Source organism: Streptococcus sp. 27098_8_12 (assembly GCF_041432115.1).
Classification (GTDB): domain Bacteria; phylum Bacillota; class Bacilli; order Lactobacillales; family Streptococcaceae; genus Streptococcus; species Streptococcus parasanguinis_V.
In genome coordinates, this window is the sequence record NZ_JAPVZA010000004.1 from 13,396 (window position 1) to 30,969 (window position 17,574).

Sequence of the window (17,574 nt, forward strand, 5' to 3'; positions counted from 1 at the left end):
TACTTTGAAGTCTGGAAGGCTTCTCAAAGCAAAGATTCCTTCATCACAAAGTATTTTTTTTACCTTTCAAGTATATCAAAAAAAAGCCTAAATGGCTTTTCTTTTGATTAGAACTATTCTTATTTAGTTTTTTCTTTTCGTTTTTGACGAACTTCCTCCCGATAGGAAGAATTCCCTATATAGCGCAGAACATTTAACAAAGGACTATGATGTGGCCCCAGTACCCCAATCAATTCCGCTAACAACTCTACTCCAAATAAGAGCCCGATCACAAGTAGGACACCCCCAATGCGGCTCGAGATGTTGAGCAAGAGAGAAATCAAGGAGAAAATCATCGAAATTCCATAGATCACAAGTACAGTTCCCCGATGTGTCAAGCCCAGAGACAGAAGTCGGTGGTGCAAGTGATTGCGATCCGGTTTATAAAATTTTTGACCAGAAAGAGTCCGACGGATAATGGCTAAAAAGGTATCTGTAATCGGTACTCCGAGGATAATCATGGGCGTGACTACCGCAACTGCCGTTGCATTTTTCAAACCTTGCAAGGACAAGACAGAAATCATGAATCCGATAAACAAGGCACCGGTGTCTCCCAAATAGAGAATGGCTGGATGGTAGTTAAAGGGAAAGAAGCCAGCGATGGACGCAACCAAGACAAAGATCGTCATGGTCAGAAAGAGATTGGGTACTGGAAGAAAGAAATAGGACACAATCCCCATTGTCACCAAGGAAATAATAGAGACCCCACTCACCAAGCCATCTAATCCATCAATCAGATTGACCGCATTGGTAATGGCAACAATCCAAATCACTGTCAAAAGGTACGATAGCCATGGTTCAAAATGAAGTAAGGGACCACCAAATGGAATCTTGAAATCATTCAGCCGAAAATCTGTCAAAAACCAGACTAGACTCGCTGCCAGCAGGATACCGATCATCTTTTTCTTGGCTGACAACTCTTTTACATCATCGATCAAGCCTGTAAGAGCGATAATCCATCCCGCTCCTACGACCGGCAAGGTATAGGACAAGTAACTTTTGATTGGTGCGGTAGTGGATGTCAGCATAGGAATAAACACAAGAGTCGCAATTGAAAAAGCAATCACAATAGACAGTCCACCCGCGCTTGGCATGGGCTTGGTATTGATCCGACGCGCATTCGGATAATCTACGGCATCAATCTTAAAGGAGAATAGGCGAACCAAGGGCGTCAATACCAAGGCAATCATAAAAGTTCCAATCAGCACCAGAACAAATTGCAAGGAAAAGGACATCATAAGCTAGCAACTTTCTTCAAATTCTCAATCGCACCAGACACCATTAATAAATGACCATGTTCCTGCAGAACGGCCCGTGTCACTTCTGAATCATCCGCATACTCCCGAATGATAGCAAGTAACCAGGTTGGATATTGATTTGGTTGATCCTCTGTATCGATCAAGACAGTTAAATAATAATCAGATCCCATTTTGTATAATTCAGAGGTATCCACTGGAAAGCTGACCGTTTTTGAAAAGGCAACTGCTTGCTGGATATTTGAAAAACGCAAAATGTAATAAATATACTGACTTACTGGTGCTTCAGATGTAGGATCTTGTTCTTGATTGTCCCGCAACTCTTCTTGTTCCAAATGGTGGATAGCTTCTGCATCCCCTTTTGTCTTATCAGAGATTGTTTTTTCCAAGGTTTTGATAAATTCATCTGGCGTCATGCGTGACAACTCTTCCATATCAGGAAGATCTGACAAATCCTCAAAATCCAATTGTTGGTCAATTTTTGATTTGGTAACAAAAACATCCAGTTTATCTGGTTTTGGTGTCACACGAAAACTAAGCATCCCGCTATCCAGGAAGCTTTCTGGCATTTCGAGCTCATCCAAAATAGCGTAGAAAAATTCTTCTGTTTTTTCTTGTGGGACAAGGAAATCAGCAATTTCCATCCCACGTTCTTCTAAGTCTTCTAGTTGGATCGTGATCTTAATTGTTGAATCACTAATTTGCTTCATCTTCATAGCATAACCTCATACTTCTAGTCTTACTATTATACTAAAAAAATGGATAGAATTCAAAAAAAGGATGCATAGAAAAGAGGTCAGGACAAAAGTCTCCAACCTCAATAAACAATTTGATCGAGTTCAACCGTTCTCTTAGAAAATAACACGGAAGAGGCCATACAATAACAAGATGGAACCAAGAACAATACGGTATTTCCCAAAGACGGTGAAATCATGATTTTTCACATAATCTGTCAAGAAGCGGATGGCGTACATGCTGACTACGAATGCCACTCCCATCGCTACCAGTAGAATAAAAAGTTGCCCTAGTGCAAGTGAATGCCCGCCAAGAGCGAATTTCCCAACCTTTAAGAGACTAGCCCCAAACATAGCCGGGATACCCAGATAAAAGGTAAACTCTGTCACCACTGGACGGCTAACACCATTGATCAAGCCCCCTACAATCGTAGCACCTGAACGGCTTGTACCTGGAAATAGCGATAAGACTTGGAAAAGTCCGATATAAAGAGCTGTTCGATAAGGTAACTTATGCAACTCTGTCACTGCAGGTTCGACCTGTTCCCGTCTTTCCAAATAGATAAAGGCAATCCCGTAGGTAATCAACATAATTGCAACGGAAATCGAATTGTGGAAATGCGCCTCAAACCAATCATCTAATTTAAAAACAAAGACAAGCGGGAGGGTTGCAACTGCAACTTTTGCCCATAACTGCCAGGTCCGACGCACTTCTACTGCTGATTTCCCTGGTTTAAACGGATATAATTTATCAAAATAAATTACCACAACCGCTAGGATCGCACCCAATTGGATCACAACATTGAACATCTCCATAAAGGCTGGATCTTGGTTTTTAAACTGCACAAAATCCTGTAGTAGAATCAAGTGACCTGTACTTGAGATCGGTAGCCATTCTGTAATCCCCTCGACAATCCCAAAAAGGATCGCTTTGATTAATTCGATCAGAAACATCTTTTTCTCCTAAACTTACATTTGCTCTATTATATCATAAATCTATGGACCGGACCAGGCCTTCCAAACTAGAAGGGTAAGAGAGACTAAGACCATTCTTAGTGCTGCTTAGAAGGCACCAAAGCCTCCTCCGCCTCCTCCGCCAGAGAAGCCTCCTCCACTACCAGAAGAAACTGTGAAATGACTAGCTGTCGATGCTGTCGATCCATAAGTAGACATGGCATGACTTGAGTGGGTCACATCATGATAGAATGGGGTGTAAACGAAAGCATTTAAGGCTTGATTTTCTAACTGAATATTCCGAAGTTTCATGACCTTTGTGACCTGATCGGCTACACCATACAAGGCCGCATAGACCAATAAGCGGTTCCATAGGACAAGAGACTGCAACTCTGCATCGTTGAGGTGAGCAATCTCTTTTAACATCCGACCAAAACTATCCCAGTAATAGCGTTGCTCAGCACCCGCAAGATTGACAACCCCATCTCGTAAGCATGCTTTAAAGACACCATTGAAGCGCACTGGCATAAACCAAAGTATGAGGATCCCTATCAAACAAGGAACCGAGAACCAACCCATCCCAAAGATGGCAAAGATTTCTGCTCCAAGGGCGATAAACCAAGCAGCCCAACCAAAGAAGAGGCTTCGTCTAGCTTGCGCTTCTTCATTTGCCTCTAAAGGGCGATAGTAGCTTGGCAAATGGAGATCTTCCACCTTGCGATGAACATCTCTGGCTACCTGGTTGACAGCCGTATCAAAGTGAGCCTGAGCCCTACTTCCTAGCGAACGAATAGCATCTTGATCTGCTTTTTTGGCATGTTTGTATATATCATCACTAAATTTATAATTTTCAAAGAGACGGTTAACAGGACAGGAAACTTGATCCCCAAAAGCCATATTCATAAAGGAGCGTTCAAAATCATCCACATGTCCATGAGACTTCCTGGTCAAAACGACTTCATTTCCTTGTTGCTCGTAGACAATCACTCCACGATCCATCAAATCCAGCAATGTAGCTTGAAGCATTTTTTCAAATGTAAACACCGGCGGAGTCGCCTTCTCTTTATTGGTCGGGGAGGCCTCGTCTAATTCAGCTGAATAAACAACCGAGCTCATGACAAGAGGTGCAATATCCTGTGGAATCTCGTAAAGACGAGTATCAGTCGGATAGGTCACACCAGGCCAAATCATTTTTTTGAACCGATTGCGACCCAAGAGAGAAAGAAGCCAGAGTGCAATAATTAAAGCTGGCAAGATCCAGTTCCAAAACATGCGTGTCCAGTATTTTTCCTGTTCAATTTTAGCTTGGTTCTTGTGAAATTCATCCAATTTGGTTAATCCTGTATTTCGACCAGAATCATACAAAGTAGTTAGGTCTGACTTCAACCAGTAACCATACAACTCCACAGCCTTTCCTTTGCCTAGGTTATAGAAAGTGGCAGAATAGATTCCATCTTCTTTTTTTACAGTCACATCCGGTCCCATAAAGGCTGTATGGATATACAGTTCCGATTGGGCATTGGCTGGTGCAAACTTAGGAATAACACGAAATTGGACTTCATCCACCTTCTGATCGCCATCTGTGATCGGTTTCCAGTTCAACTCCAAGATATCCTTGTGTGAATAGAGGAGATTTTTTAATTTCCATGTAACTTTAATTTTGACAGTATCTGTCGCTACACCACTGTTATAAATTTTCACTCGGTAGCCATCACCTAGATTCGTAATCTCGGGTTCTCTTTGAAGATCACGACCTTCCACCTCAACCTTTGGCGGTATCTCAATTGCAAACCCTTGTGGCATGTTGCCCGCAGTTCCTAGACTGACATACTGCCCTCTATAAGAATCTTTGAAATAATAAACCAGTTCTTCCTCATAGGTGGCATCGTCCCAGGTGTCCAAGGTCAAGGTTCCACCATAGTAAAGTACATCATAAGATGGACTAGATGCATGGACATTCTGACTGACAAAAAGGCAGGCCAGAAAGGCGAAAAAAACATACAAATACTTTTTCATTTGATCACGCTCCTTTGTATTATTATAGCATTTTTTAAATAAAAAGAGGACCATGTTTGAAATGCAGCCTATTTTACTGTACAATAGGAGAAGTTAAAATAAGGAAGAGGAGAAAAAATGAAAAAAACATTATTCGCGCTCTTAACGGGGCTTTTCATTTGCCTGGGGATCACACAGGTTGCTCATGCAGATGACTATTTACGAATCGGAATGGAAGCGGCCTACGCTCCTTTCAACTGGACCCAAGAAGATGATGCAAATGGAGCTGTTAAAATTGACGGTACCAATCAATATGCTAATGGGTACGATGTCCAAATTGCCAAAAAAGTTGCTGAGGAGTTAGGTAAAAAACCTCTGATCGTAAAAACATCTTGGAACGGTTTAATTCCAGCCCTCACTTCTGGTAAAATCGATATGATTATCGCTGGGATGAGTCCAACCGCTGAACGTAAAAAAGAGGTCGCCTTCTCCAAGAGCTACTATACCAGTGAACCGGTCATGCTCGTTCGTAAAGATGGAAACTATGCAAACGCCACTAGTCTAGATGACTTTAAGGATGCAAAGGTCACCTCCCAACAAGGGGTCTACCTCTATTCTCTCATTTCCCAACTCAAGGGTGTGAAACAAGAAACTGCAATGGGTGATTTTGCCCAGATGCGTCAAGCTTTAGAATCGGGTGTTATTGATGCCTATGTTTCTGAACGTCCCGAAGCCTTAACCGCCGAGTCCGCTAATTCTAAATTTAAGATGATTCAATTCAAAAAAGGATTTGAAGTTGGGGAAGAAGATGCGACGATCGCTATCGGGATGAAGAAGGGTGACACTAGAATTGACCAAGTCAATGCCGCACTAGCTAAGATTTCGTCTGAAGACCAAGTCAAACTCATGGATGATATGATTAAGAAGCAACCAGCTTCCAGTGATGCTAGTGATGATAAGCAGACATTCTTTAGCCAAATGACGAAGATTTTAAAGGATAATGGCCCACAGTTCTTACGGGGAACTGGAATGACCCTCTTAATCTCTATGACTGGAACTATCGCTGGGTTGATTATCGGTTTGTTAATCGGTGTCTTCCGGACAGCTCCGAAGGCTAAAAATAAAGTCCTTGCTGGATGCCAAACTGCCTTTGGTTGGTTCCTCAATGTCTACATTGAAATCTTCCGTGGAACTCCGATGATCGTTCAATCCATGGTCATTTTCTACGGTTCCGCCCAAGCCTTCAACATTTCCTTGGATCGTACCTGGGCCGCCATCTTTATCGTATCAATCAATACCGGAGCTTATATGAGTGAGATTGTTCGTGGTGGGATCTTAGCAGTGGATCCAGGTCAGTTTGAAGCAGCGACTGCTCTAGGAATGACCCATGGACAAACCATGCGCAAGGTCGTCCTTCCACAGGTTGTTCGCAATATCTTGCCAGCAACAGGGAATGAATTTGTTATTAACATCAAGGATACATCTGTTTTGAATGTTATCTCTGTAGTTGAACTGTACTTTACAGGAAATACGATCGCAACTCAAAACTATCAATACTTCCCAACCTTTACGATCATCGCTGTGATTTACTTCGTTCTCACCTTTACCATCACACGAATTCTTCGCTACATCGAACGTCGCTTAGATTCTGATACTTATACTACAGGTGCCAATCAAATGCAAGTCAATGAGGTGAAATAATGGCAGAAAAAATTCTTGAAATTCAACATTTAAAAAAATCTTATGGTCAAAATGAAGTCTTGAAAGATATTTCCCTTACGGTTGAAAAAGGAGAGGTGATCTCCATCATCGGGAGCTCTGGTAGCGGAAAATCAACCTTCCTTCGCTCCATCAATCTTCTAGAGACTCCTACAGCTGGAGAGATTCTCTATCGTGGGCAAAATGTTCTTGATCCTGAGTATGATCTTACCCACTACCGCGAGAAATTAGGGATGGTTTTCCAAAGCTTTAATCTCTTCGAAAATTTAAACGTCTTAGAAAATACCATCGTTGCACAAACAACCGTCCTCAAGCGCGATCGTGAAACTGCAGAGAAAGTTGCCAAAGAAAACCTTGAAAAAGTCGGTATGGGATCTCAATATTGGGCTGCCCGTCCGAAACAACTTTCAGGTGGTCAAAAGCAACGTGTCGCCATCGCACGGGCCCTCTCAATGGATCCTGATGCCATTCTCTTCGATGAACCGACTTCTGCCCTAGACCCAGAAATGGTTGGGGAAGTCTTGAAAATCATGCAGGACCTTGCAAAAGAAGGACTCACCATGATTGTCGTCACCCACGAAATGGAATTTGCCCGCGATGTCTCTAGCCGGGTCATCTTCATGGACAAGGGTGTCATCGCTGAGCAAGGAGATCCAAAAGAAATCTTTAGCAATCCAAAAGAAGAACGGACCAAGGAATTCCTTCAACGCTTCTTACATTAATCTCTTGAAACAGTTTGCTTACCAGTATGGAAGCAAGCTGTTTTTTTTGTATCGTTTCTGCTTTTGAGGCATAGAAAAAAACCAGAGAGCAAACTCTCTGGTTTTCAATTGGAACAACAAATTAATTTTCGAATTTTTGATGATTTTTGTCATAAAAATCAATCAATCCAAGTGCAGTTTCAAACGAGATGTTCTTTACTTTTGCACGTCCTTGAGCCAAGGCAATGATAGACATTTCACGGGCATTTGTTTCTTTACTGATACGATACCCAGTAATTTTCTTATCACGTACCCATCCAACAACTGATTCTACTTTTTCAAAGTTCGATTTAGCCATTATCTTTCTCCTATATTATTATTTCCAATACTAATATAAATTTTTTTGCACATTTTGTCAACTAAAATCGCTGAAAATACGAACCTTTTTTAAAAAATGATAAAAAGTTTACTTTGCTTTCAAGGCGGATAATATTTGTGTACGAATGTTTTCGACACCATCTGGGTTTGCTGGTAGGAAAATCGTATTATTCCCTTCTTTATCTGCAAAATTATTTAAGGTATCCAAGTACTGGTTGGTTAAGAGAATAGACATGATTTGTTCTTCGGTCAAGTCTACATTCGCACCTTTTAACTCTTTAATAGAGTCTGCCAATCCATCGACAATGGCCTTCCGTTGCTCAGCAATACCAACCCCGTGCAAACGGTCTTTTTCCGCCTCAGCTTCGGCAGCAGTGACGATCTTGATCTTATCTGCTTCTGCCAACTCCTGAGCTGCCACGCGTTTTCTTTGCGCTGCATTGATCTCGTTCATGGATTGTTTCACTTCGGCATCTGGCTCAACTTTAGTGATCAAGGTTTTAACAATAATATATCCATAAGTTGACATTTCTTCTGCCACTTGTTTTTGAACTTCAAGAGCGATTTCATCTTTTTTCTCAAATAATTCATCCAAGGTCAACTTAGGCACAGAAGAACGCAAAGCATCTTCAATGTATGATTTAATCTGTGATTCTGGACGCATGAGTTTGTAGTAGGCATCCTTTACGTTGCTTTCGTTCACTCGGTATTGCGTCGCCACATTCATGGTAACGAATACGTTATCCTGAGTTTTTGTTTCAACCACGATCTCACTCTGCAAGACGCGCAATTGAACTCGTGCGGCAATTTTATCGATGCCAAAAGGCGCTCGCATATGAATGCCACTATCGCTAATTTTTTGATAACGTCCGAAACGCTCGATGATGGCAACAGATTGTTGCTTGACCACATATAGTGAGCTAATCACAATGAATCCTGCAACCATTAGCAAGAATAAAATAAAGATAAAAAATCCAGGCATAAAAAATTCCTCCTTTTAATTTACGCATATCATATCACAAGTCTTCATAAAAAAGCAATATATTCCATAAAAATATATTGCTTAAATAGTTGATTGTTTCTGTATGATACTCAGACCAGCATATTATAGAGTGTTTCATTGCCGTTCAAGTTAATGAAAGACGGATCAAAACGCTCGATACGGTTGACCAAGCCTGCATAGTCATGTTTATTAGCCAAAGTAACCCCAATCAAGACAGGTCCTGTTCCCTTACTAGCACGCTTGATGTATTCAAAACGTGTGATATCATCATTTGGTCCTAGGATATCATTTACAAATTCACGAAGAGCACCTGGACGTTGTGGGAAGTTGACGATAAAGTAGTGTTTTACTCCATCGTAGATCAAGGCACGTTCTTCCATCTCAGGCATACGGTTGATGTCATTATTCCCACCTGAGATAATACAACAAATGGTTTTCCCCTTGATGTATTCGCGCAAGATTTCAAGGGATGCTACACTAGCTGCTCCCGCTGGTTCAGCTACAATCCCTTGTTTGGAATAAAGATCAATCAAAGTCTCTGAAATCAAGCCTTCATCGACCCCAACCAGGGTTTCCACATGTTGACGGGTCACTTCATAAGTCAATTGTCCCACCTTTTGCACAGCAATCCCGTCTGCAAACTTATCGATTTCTGGCAATTTGACGGGACCACCTGCTTCAAAAGCAGCCTTCATGGAGCGCGCTCCTTCGGCCTCTACCCCAATGACTTCAATCCGAGGATCCGTTTCTTTGATATAGGTAGAAACACCTGAAATGAGGCCTCCTCCACCGACAGGGACAAGGACAGCATCAAAAGAAATCGATTCTTTTCGAGCTTCCTCAAGGATTTCGTATGCCACTGTTCCTTGGCCAGCCTGTACGTGTGGATCATCAAACGGGTCAATAAAGGTCCGTTTTTCTGCAAGAGTAAATTCTTGGGCAGCCTTAGCTGATGCATCGAAGGTATCCCCGACCAACTTGATTGTTACATAATCCCCACCAAAGAATCGGACTTGGCCGATCTTTTGTTGTGGTGTTGTAATCGGCATGAAGATGGTTGCTGGAATCTTCATTTCATTACAAGTATAAGCAACTCCTTGCGCGTGGTTTCCCGCAGATGCACACACTACCCCACGCTCACGCTCTTCTTTTGAAAGTTGAGAAATTGCAAAATACGCTCCACGAATCTTGAAAGAACGAACACGTTGGGCGTTTTCTTTTTTCAAATAAATCTTTGCCCCATATTTTTCAGATAAATAGTGGTCGTATTCAAGGGGCGTATTGACAACGACTCCACTTAATATTTTATGGGCCTTGGCCACATCTTTTGCTGTTATCATTTCATACCTCTGTTGCTGTGTATTGATCAAAAAAGCAAGCTAGGGTGTCCCAACTTGCTTAGTCTTCTACAGACAATTAGTTGTAGATTTTGAAGGCGTCATCGTCGTTTTGACCAACGAATGGCATTGCTTTACGCAATTCAGCACCAACTTTTTCAATTTCAAGTTCTTCAGCTTGTTTGCGGAAAGCTTTCAAACGTGGGAAACCAGCATCGTGGTCTTCAACGAATTCACGTGCAAATTTACCTGATTGGATATCAGCAAGGGCAGCTTTCATGTTTTCTTTTACTTCTGGACCGATAACACGTGGACCAGTCACGAAATCACCAAATTCTGCAGTATTTGAACATGATTGACGCATTTTCTTGAAGCCACCTTCGTAGATCAAGTCAACGATCAATTTCATTTCGTGAAGGACTTCGAAGTAAGCCAATTCAGGTGCATAACCAGCTTCTGTCAAAACTTCAAATCCAGCTTCGATCAAGCTTGTCAAACCACCCATAAGAACGGCTTGTTCACCAAACAAATCTTCTTCTGTTTCTTCTTTGAAGGTTGTTGAAAGAAGACCAACACGTGCTGAACCAACACCTTTTGCCCAGTCCATTGCGATGTCTTTCGCGTTACCAGTAGCATCTTGGTAGACAGCGTAAAGTGCTGGTACACCAAATCCTTCAGTGTAAGTACGACGTACCAAGTGACCTGGTCCTTTTGGTGCCACCATGAAGACATCTACGTCTTCAGGAGCTTTGATGTAACCAAAGTGGATATTGAAACCATGGGCAAAACCAAGAGCTTTACCAGCGCTCAAGTTTGGAGCGATTTCATCTTTGTAGATATCTTTTTGGATTTCGTCTGGTGCCAAGATCATGATGATATCAGCCAATTTAGTTGCTTCTGCAACTGGGTAAGCTTCAAATCCATCTTCTTTTGCTTTATCGAATGATTTACCAGGACGCACACCGATGATGACATCATGACCTGAATCACGCAAGTTTTGTGCGTGTGCATGACCTTGTGAACCATAACCGATAACGGCGATTTTTTTACCATCAAGTGCTGGTACTTTAACGTCTTTTTCGTATTCCATTTGAACTGCCATAAGTAAAATCTCTTTTCTATTATATTATTTGCCTTTTTAAGGCGGGGTTAACAATGTTAAGGTGAGAATTAATCTCGAGTAAATCCGGTTGCGCCGGTGCGGGCGATGTTTTTAATCCCATACGGTCGAATAACACGAATGAGGGCTTCGCTCTTTTCTGCATTTCCCGTCATTTGAACGGTGATAGAGCTTGGGGCTACATCGACCACGGTCGCACGGAAAGGTTGAATAATGGCCAAGATTTCTGCTCGCTTCTCAGCAGGTGCAGAAACTTTCACCAGGATCACTTCGCGCTCCAAGTGTGGTTTATCAGTGATATCCCGGACACGGATCACATCCACTTGGCGGTTGAGCTGTTTGATGATTTGCTCTACTTCATCATGCGAAGCAACATCAATGATAATGGTAATCCGCGATACATTAGGGTTTTCTGTTGCGCCAACAGAGATGCTTTCGATATTGACTTGACGTCTCGACAAGACTCCAGTAAAGCGGTTCAGAACACCTGAGCGGTTTTGAAGTTTGGCTGTTAACATTCTACGCATTAAACTTCACCCCCAACATCTCATGATTACTCTTACCAGCTGGTACCATCGGCAAGACATGCTCTTTCCGAGAAATGTCTACTTCGATGAACATTGGTACATCTTCTGTGATGACTTCCAAATCCTTCTCAAGAGTTTCAGGATTATCAAATTTATAATTCTTGATCCCGTAAGCTTGCGCCATCAATTGGAAATCCGGAAGGCTATCAAAGACTGACTCTGACGTCCGACCATCATAGAAGGCTTCTTGCCATTGACGGACCATCCCAAGCGAGTGGTTGTTGAGCATAACGACCTTGATCGGAACCTTATAAATATTTAAGATCGCCAATTCTTGGTTGGTCATTTGGAAACCACCATCTCCGACAAAGAGAACAACTTCTTTATCTGGATTGGCAATTTTCGCTCCGATAGCTGCAGGAACACCGAATCCCATCGTTCCTAGACCACCAGATGTTACCAATTGGCGCTCATTTTGGTAAGGATAGTATTGAGCTGCCCACATTTGGTGTTGTCCAACGTCTGTGACGACAATAGCGTCCCCCTTGGTCAACTCTCCGATGCGTTCGATCACAGCTTGTGGTTGCACAACCCGTTCTTTCTTGTCGTATGAACGAACCCGGTTCTTATCTTGGGTCACCTTTTCAATCCATTTTTCTGTGTTGTTATGAACCGTTGGCTCTGCTAGCAACTGTTGCAAGGCTTTCTTTGCATCGCCAACAACAGGAATGTCGACAGCAATGATCTTCCCAATCTCTGCAGGATCAATGTCAATATGGGCAACCTTAGCATTTTTAGCGAAAGTCTTTGGATTCCCTGTCAAACGGTCATCAAATCGACAACCAACACTGATCATGAAATCTGTCTCTGTCATAGCGATATTGGCCGCGAAGGATCCGTGCATTCCTCCCATCCCTAGGAAAAGAGGATGACTGGTCGCAATCGTTCCTTGACCTAACAGACTGGTCACTACTGGAATCTGATAGCGCTCTGCTAGAGCAATCAACTCTTTTGCAGCTCCAGCGTAACTCACCCCACCACCAGCAAGAAGAACTGGTTTTTTAGCCTTACTCAATTGCTTCAAAATCTTTTTGATCTGCAATTCATTGGGTTCAATGGTAGGCTGGTAGCTTGGAAGCTTCACACTTGGTTCATAGATAAAATCTGTCTCTAAAGCAGACACATCCTTTGGAAGGTCAATTACCACCGGACCAGGGCGTCCAGTCGTCGCAATATGGACAGCTTCTGTGATAATTCGCGGAATATCTGCCGTCTCACGTACTTGATAGTTGTACTTGGTAATGGGCATGGTAATTCCCACGATATCCGCTTCTTGAAAGGCGTCTTTCCCGATCCCAGCACGATTGACTTGACCAGTGAAGACTAATAGGGGAACGCTATCGCTCATGGCATCTGCAATCCCTGTAATGGCATTGGTAGCCCCCGGTCCACTAGTGACGACTGCGACACCCAGCTTTCCAGTTGATTTAGCGTAGCCTTCAGCCTCATGCAAGCATCCTTGTTCATGACGACCCAAGATATGCTGGATACCCTCAAAGCTATAGATGGCATCGTATAAAGGCAAAACCGCTCCACCAGGATAACCAAAAATCGTGTCAATGCCCAAATCACGCAGGGTTTCAAGAACGAGCTCTGAACCGGTTTTTGCAGTTTCTAAGGTAATTTTCTCCATGTCTCTCCTTTCCAGTACTTTGTATATCAAATTAGCATGCTACTATCATACCATTTTTAGAAAATATTTCAAGGAAAAATAGTAAATTTTCTGAATTTTCTATCCAAATCCGAAGAATGAGAGTTTCTCCAGGATTGCTAAGTCTATCACAAAAAAAGGAGGCTGGGACAAAAGTCCTAGCCTCTCAATTGTTTTTGGATTGTCGAGCAAGACGCAGTGGTTGAGTGGGCTCTACTACGCTGATTTCATCAGCTTTTACAGCCCTACTCAACTGTGCGGAGGTGGGACGACGAAATCGAATTCTAACGAATTACCGATTTCTGTCCCACTCTCTTTTCTTCCTTATAACCAACCCTTTTCTTGGGCAATTTTTGCTGCCTCAGTCCGGTTTTCCGCATCCAATTTGGTCAGAATGGTTGACATATAATTGCGGATGGTCCCGTTTGAGAGGAATAAGCGATCAGCAATTTCTTGGTTAGAAGCCCCTTTTGCGACTTCTTTTAAAACTGCCTTTTCTTGAGGGCTTAGAGGATTGGGATGGGTCAAAATCCCTTCCATTAATTCAGGCGAATATTCTTTTTGCCCTGCTAATACTGCATGAAGAGTCGCCATTAAATCTGTGATGCGACGTTCTTTCAAGACATAGGCATCAACTCCAGCCTTGAGGGCCCGCTCGAAATAGCCCGGCCGCTTAAAGGTGGTAACGATGACAACCTTGAGCTGGGGTTGTTGGCTTTTGGCCCATTCCAACACTTCTAGCCCTGTTTTGATGGGCATCTCAATATCTAGGATAGCAATATCAACTGGATGGGTTTCGAGTAAGCGAATAGCTTCTTGTCCATCGCCAGCCTGCAAGACATCTTCCACATCCTCTTGCAGGAGCAAGAGCTGACAGAGAGCATCGCGCAACATACTTTGGTCTTCAGCAACTAATAAGCGCATCTTATTTCCTTTCTTGATAGGGGATCCGTATTTCTATCCGGGTCGGCTTGTGTTGATGACTGATCTCCAGCTCTCCTCCCAACAAGGCAATCCGTTCGCGAATCGAGTGCAGGTCCTTGTCGGAAACTTTGTCAAAGCCGATGCCATTGTCTTCTGCGACCATTTCCACTCCTGTCTCGGTGGAGCGATAAGAGAGAAGAGCCTGCGTCGCTTTGGCGTGTTTGATCATATTGGTAGCTAATTCCAGAGATACCATGGCCAGAGCAGATTCTAGAATCGGCGAGATGCTGGCTGTATCAAGCTCATTTTGAATCTCCACTTTTACTTGCGCCACTTCCAGCATTTGCTTGACGGTTTCTAGCTCTCTTGCCAGGGTTCGCTGCTTCAAGTTCTCGACAATCTCTCGGACTTGGTGCATGGACTCTTGACTGATGGCTTGAATCTCTTGCACCTGCTCCTTAGCCTTCTCAACCTGGCCCAATGCCAAGAATTGATCAGCTAGGTCCGCCTTGACACTCAGCATGGCAAAGGTGTGTCCTAGACTGTCATGCAGATCACGGCCAATCCGATGGCGCTCGTTTTCTGCCAGCAAAAGATTGATCTGGGCATTTTGCTTGGCATGGTCAGCTTTCAACTCTTCCATCATCTCAGCCCGGGCCATACTATAGGTCATAATCGCGATGAACAAGCAGATGATCAGTACAAAAAGCCAATCATTTTCTCTCATCTCCCTATTAAATAACAGGGCTCCAAAAAGGATCAGTAGTGATCCAACAGCCGTCCAAAGAAAGGGCGAGCGAAAATCGCGAATCCCTAAACGATAGAGCAAAATATTGCTCAGATAATAGTAAAACCAACAAAAGCTAGTTCCAACAAAAAAGGTATTTCCTGCAATATAAAGTAGAAGATAAATCCAAAAAAGCCAGGTCAGTTTCTTATTTTCAGTAATGAGGATTCCTAGATAGCTTATCATAAAGAAGATGGCTAAAAAGAAATGCCACCAGGGAATCTGCCCTAAGAAAATAGAAGCAAAGGGAAAGGCCATAAAGATTAAGCCTACGTAAAACATATGGTGAATATGTTTGAGTTTTTCAATCATGAACGAACCTCAGAATGACGACGATAGATGATAACAAGGGCAAACAAGACCAGGGTAAACAAGGTTAAATAGACACTCGCAAAGACATTAACCTGTCCCTTGTTTAAAAAGGTCTTAATCAGTTCCATCAATTGATAGGTTGGTAAGCATTTGCCGATGGCTTGCATCCATTCTGGAAAGAGACTAATCGGCATCCATAGCCCTCCCATGACAGCCAGTCCCATGTAAAGGAGATTACCTACAACAGACATCAATTGACTAGAAGGAAGCAGGGTCAAGACCAGACCGAGAGCCACAAAAGCCAGGCTTCCTAAGATGAGAAGGAAGGCTGCAAGGATCCAATCCTGCAAGGGCATATTCACATGCCGCACTACATGACCCACGGTGAAGACAACTACAATGGATAGGAGAAAGTCGACAAAGAGACCGACAACCTTTATTAGATAATATTCTACCATAGATACGGGAGTATGGCGCAAGACTTTTTGCCAATTATTGAGTCGATCAGTTTCAAGAACTGTTGGAAAAGAAAATAGAGCCGTAGACATCATGGAAAAAGCCGTCATGGAGAGGAGATAATCCCTCATAAAGTGAGCGGGTGCCCCTGGTGTGTCCTGGTACATCCCTGAAAAGAAGAGATAAAAAGCCGTGGGCATCCCAATTGATAACAAGTAATAAATGGCTTGACGTCTGGTCAAATGCCACTCAACCACGCCAAGAGCTTTCATGCGTTTCATCTTCTCTACCTACTTCCTTTGTATTTTCAAAAATAGAATCCAATAAACTTCGATTGGTCACTTCGATCTCTTGGATCGAACAGCCTTCTTCTTGCAATCGAGTCCACAAACGATTGGCATCGCCTGTCACAACTTGAAGGGCATCAGGTTTGACAGTCATTTGACCAATTCCGTCCATCCCTGCCACTAGAGCTTGGTATCGCAAAGGCAGGGTAAAATGTTTTTCTACCTCTTCACTTCTCATAGCGAGAGGAGTCGTATCTCGAAGCAAACGTCCCTGGTGCAAGACCAGGATCCGGTCAGCTGTATGCTCTACTTCCTCAATGTAATGGGAAGAATAGACAATAGTGACGCCTTGTTCCTTTAAATCCCCGACAATCTCCCAAAAGCGTTGGCGAGTAGACGTATCCATTCCAGCCGTTGGCTCATCCAAAAACAAAAGACTCGGACGACCAATCAAGGTTAGAACAAAGGATAGGAGACGTTTTTGCCCACCAGACAGCTTACTGGCTAATTGCTTCTTTTGTTCTAGACTAAAACGCAATAAATCATCGATGTCATTGACCGTTAAGGGATTGGGATAAATGGAGCGAAAGAAGTTGATCAGTTCCTGCACCGTTAGCTTTTGCACGATGGCATTCTCTTGAGGGAGATAAGAGACACTAGCCTTTAACTGAGGATGACCAGGAGCCTTCCCCTCTATTTCAATGATCCCAGAAGTCGCCTTCCTATCTCCTAGGAGGCAATCCATCAAGGTTGTCTTCCCTGCCCCGTTTGGCCCAATCAAGGCCAGGCAATCCCCTCTCTCCACTGTGAAAGAAAGATCTTCTAGGATCACCTTTCCTTTGATACTTTTGTTCAAGTTCTCTACTCTAATGACACTCATGAGACTCTCCTTTCAACCAGATTTGACCAGCTGGAATGATGACAAAGACGACCAAGGTCACTCCCCAAACTGTTTGGAAAAACCAGCTAGGAAAATGGGCAGAAAACCAGCCTGTCATCATCTCAGTTACCCAAAGGAGCAAACACACAACAGCTACTAATCCAATTTCAAGTTTCTTTTTCATTGCTCCATCTCCTTTTTAACAGCCTTGACCATTTTTAGACCTTCTTGGACCGCCCAGCTCATGATGCCAATCCCAGCAAACAATTCCCAAGGGAAATGGTAATAGAGACTATCATCCTTTGAAAAGATTAAATAGACGACCATCCCCACCACTGTTAACGTAAATACTTTATAGAACCATTGTTTCATTTTTCCTTACCTCTTACTTTCTGACTATATTCTAGCGAAAGGAATTACAGGCCACTAGATGATTTTGTCACTGGCTCACATG

General features: G+C 42.9%; 18 protein-coding genes. 2 read left to right on the forward strand and 16 right to left on the reverse strand.

Annotation, left to right across the window (positions count from 1 at the left end; all coding sequences use genetic code 11):
* Positions 1–119 precede the first annotated feature (119 nt).
* The 4 genes from O3629_RS02240 to O3629_RS02255 all read right to left on the reverse strand — a co-directional run bounded on the left by O3629_RS02240 (position 120) and on the right by O3629_RS02255 (position 4,999).
* Positions 120–1,277 (reverse strand): glycosyltransferase family 4 protein, encoded by a 1,158-nt coding sequence (locus O3629_RS02240; RefSeq protein WP_023919310.1) that lies wholly within the window; start codon positions 1,275–1,277, stop codon positions 120–122.
* Positions 1,274–2,011, reverse strand: coding sequence for an adaptor protein MecA (gene mecA / locus O3629_RS02245; RefSeq protein WP_003004768.1), 738 nt, complete (start codon positions 2,009–2,011; stop codon positions 1,274–1,276). The genes O3629_RS02240 and mecA overlap by 4 nt, the downstream gene beginning before the upstream one ends.
* A gap of 135 nt (positions 2,012–2,146) precedes the next feature.
* Positions 2,147–2,983 carry an undecaprenyl-diphosphate phosphatase gene (locus O3629_RS02250; RefSeq protein ID WP_254733163.1) on the reverse strand — a complete coding sequence of 279 codons (837 nt, stop codon included), beginning with the start codon at positions 2,981–2,983 and terminating at the stop codon, positions 2,147–2,149.
* 108 nt (positions 2,984–3,091) lie between these two features.
* Positions 3,092–4,999 (reverse strand): DUF2207 domain-containing protein, encoded by a 1,908-nt coding sequence (locus O3629_RS02255; RefSeq protein WP_371608658.1) that lies wholly within the window; start codon positions 4,997–4,999, stop codon positions 3,092–3,094.
* A gap of 117 nt (positions 5,000–5,116) precedes the next feature.
* On the opposite strand from O3629_RS02255, the gene O3629_RS02260 reads away from it, so the two are divergent.
* Positions 5,117–6,679, forward strand: a complete 1,563-nt coding sequence (locus O3629_RS02260; RefSeq protein ID WP_371608659.1) for an ABC transporter substrate-binding protein/permease — start codon at positions 5,117–5,119, stop codon at positions 6,677–6,679.
* Positions 6,679–7,419, forward strand: a complete 741-nt coding sequence (locus O3629_RS02265) for an amino acid ABC transporter ATP-binding protein (RefSeq protein WP_003010256.1) — start codon at positions 6,679–6,681, stop codon at positions 7,417–7,419. Before O3629_RS02260 ends, O3629_RS02265 begins: the two co-directional genes overlap by 1 nt.
* A 121-nt stretch (positions 7,420–7,540) precedes the next feature.
* On the opposite strand, the gene O3629_RS02270 is transcribed toward O3629_RS02265, so the two are convergent.
* The 12 genes from O3629_RS02270 to O3629_RS02325 all read right to left on the reverse strand — a co-directional run bounded on the left by O3629_RS02270 (position 7,541) and on the right by O3629_RS02325 (position 17,492).
* A complete protein-coding gene (locus O3629_RS02270; protein WP_006594972.1) occupies positions 7,541–7,756 on the reverse strand; it encodes a hypothetical protein in 216 nt (71 codons plus the stop codon).
* A gap of 108 nt (positions 7,757–7,864) precedes the next feature.
* Positions 7,865–8,758: an SPFH domain-containing protein gene (locus tag O3629_RS02275; protein ID WP_003010253.1), complete on the reverse strand. Its 894-nt coding sequence runs from the start codon at positions 8,756–8,758 to the stop codon at positions 7,865–7,867.
* A gap of 110 nt (positions 8,759–8,868) precedes the next feature.
* Entirely contained in the window at positions 8,869–10,119 is a 1,251-nt protein-coding gene (gene ilvA / locus O3629_RS02280; RefSeq protein WP_125826528.1) for a threonine ammonia-lyase IlvA, read from the reverse strand.
* Positions 10,120–10,195: 76 nt separating this feature from the next.
* Positions 10,196–11,218 carry a ketol-acid reductoisomerase gene (ilvC, locus tag O3629_RS02285; protein WP_003004157.1) on the reverse strand — a complete coding sequence of 341 codons (1,023 nt, stop codon included), beginning with the start codon at positions 11,216–11,218 and terminating at the stop codon, positions 10,196–10,198.
* A gap of 68 nt (positions 11,219–11,286) precedes the next feature.
* Positions 11,287–11,763 (reverse strand): acetolactate synthase small subunit, encoded by a 477-nt coding sequence (ilvN, locus tag O3629_RS02290; RefSeq protein ID WP_003010242.1) that lies wholly within the window; start codon positions 11,761–11,763, stop codon positions 11,287–11,289.
* Positions 11,756–13,456 (reverse strand): acetolactate synthase large subunit, encoded by a 1,701-nt coding sequence (locus tag O3629_RS02295; protein ID WP_003004603.1) that lies wholly within the window; start codon positions 13,454–13,456, stop codon positions 11,756–11,758. The genes ilvN and O3629_RS02295 overlap by 8 nt, the downstream gene beginning before the upstream one ends.
* Positions 13,457–13,798: 342 nt before the next feature.
* Positions 13,799–14,398: a response regulator transcription factor gene (locus O3629_RS02300; protein ID WP_049485788.1), complete on the reverse strand. Its 600-nt coding sequence runs from the start codon at positions 14,396–14,398 to the stop codon at positions 13,799–13,801.
* Between the two features lies 1 nt (position 14,399).
* Positions 14,400–15,497 carry a sensor histidine kinase gene (locus tag O3629_RS02305; RefSeq protein WP_070660832.1) on the reverse strand — a complete coding sequence of 366 codons (1,098 nt, stop codon included), beginning with the start codon at positions 15,495–15,497 and terminating at the stop codon, positions 14,400–14,402.
* Complete coding sequence (locus O3629_RS02310; protein ID WP_371608660.1) at positions 15,494–16,234, reverse strand: ABC transporter permease; 741 nt, start codon at positions 16,232–16,234, stop codon at positions 15,494–15,496. Before O3629_RS02310 ends, O3629_RS02305 begins: the two co-directional genes overlap by 4 nt.
* On the reverse strand, positions 16,203–17,120 hold the full coding sequence (locus tag O3629_RS02315) for an ABC transporter ATP-binding protein (protein WP_371608661.1): 918 nt from the start codon (positions 17,118–17,120) through the stop codon (positions 16,203–16,205). The genes O3629_RS02310 and O3629_RS02315 overlap by 32 nt, the downstream gene beginning before the upstream one ends.
* The gene (locus O3629_RS02320) at positions 17,107–17,304 is read right to left on the reverse strand and encodes a hypothetical protein (RefSeq protein ID WP_049505906.1); all 198 of its coding nucleotides are present in this window, start codon (positions 17,302–17,304) and stop codon (positions 17,107–17,109) included. Before O3629_RS02320 ends, O3629_RS02315 begins: the two co-directional genes overlap by 14 nt.
* Positions 17,301–17,492: a hypothetical protein gene (locus O3629_RS02325; RefSeq protein ID WP_023027681.1), complete on the reverse strand. Its 192-nt coding sequence runs from the start codon at positions 17,490–17,492 to the stop codon at positions 17,301–17,303. Before O3629_RS02325 ends, O3629_RS02320 begins: the two co-directional genes overlap by 4 nt.
* Positions 17,493–17,574 lie beyond the last annotated feature (82 nt).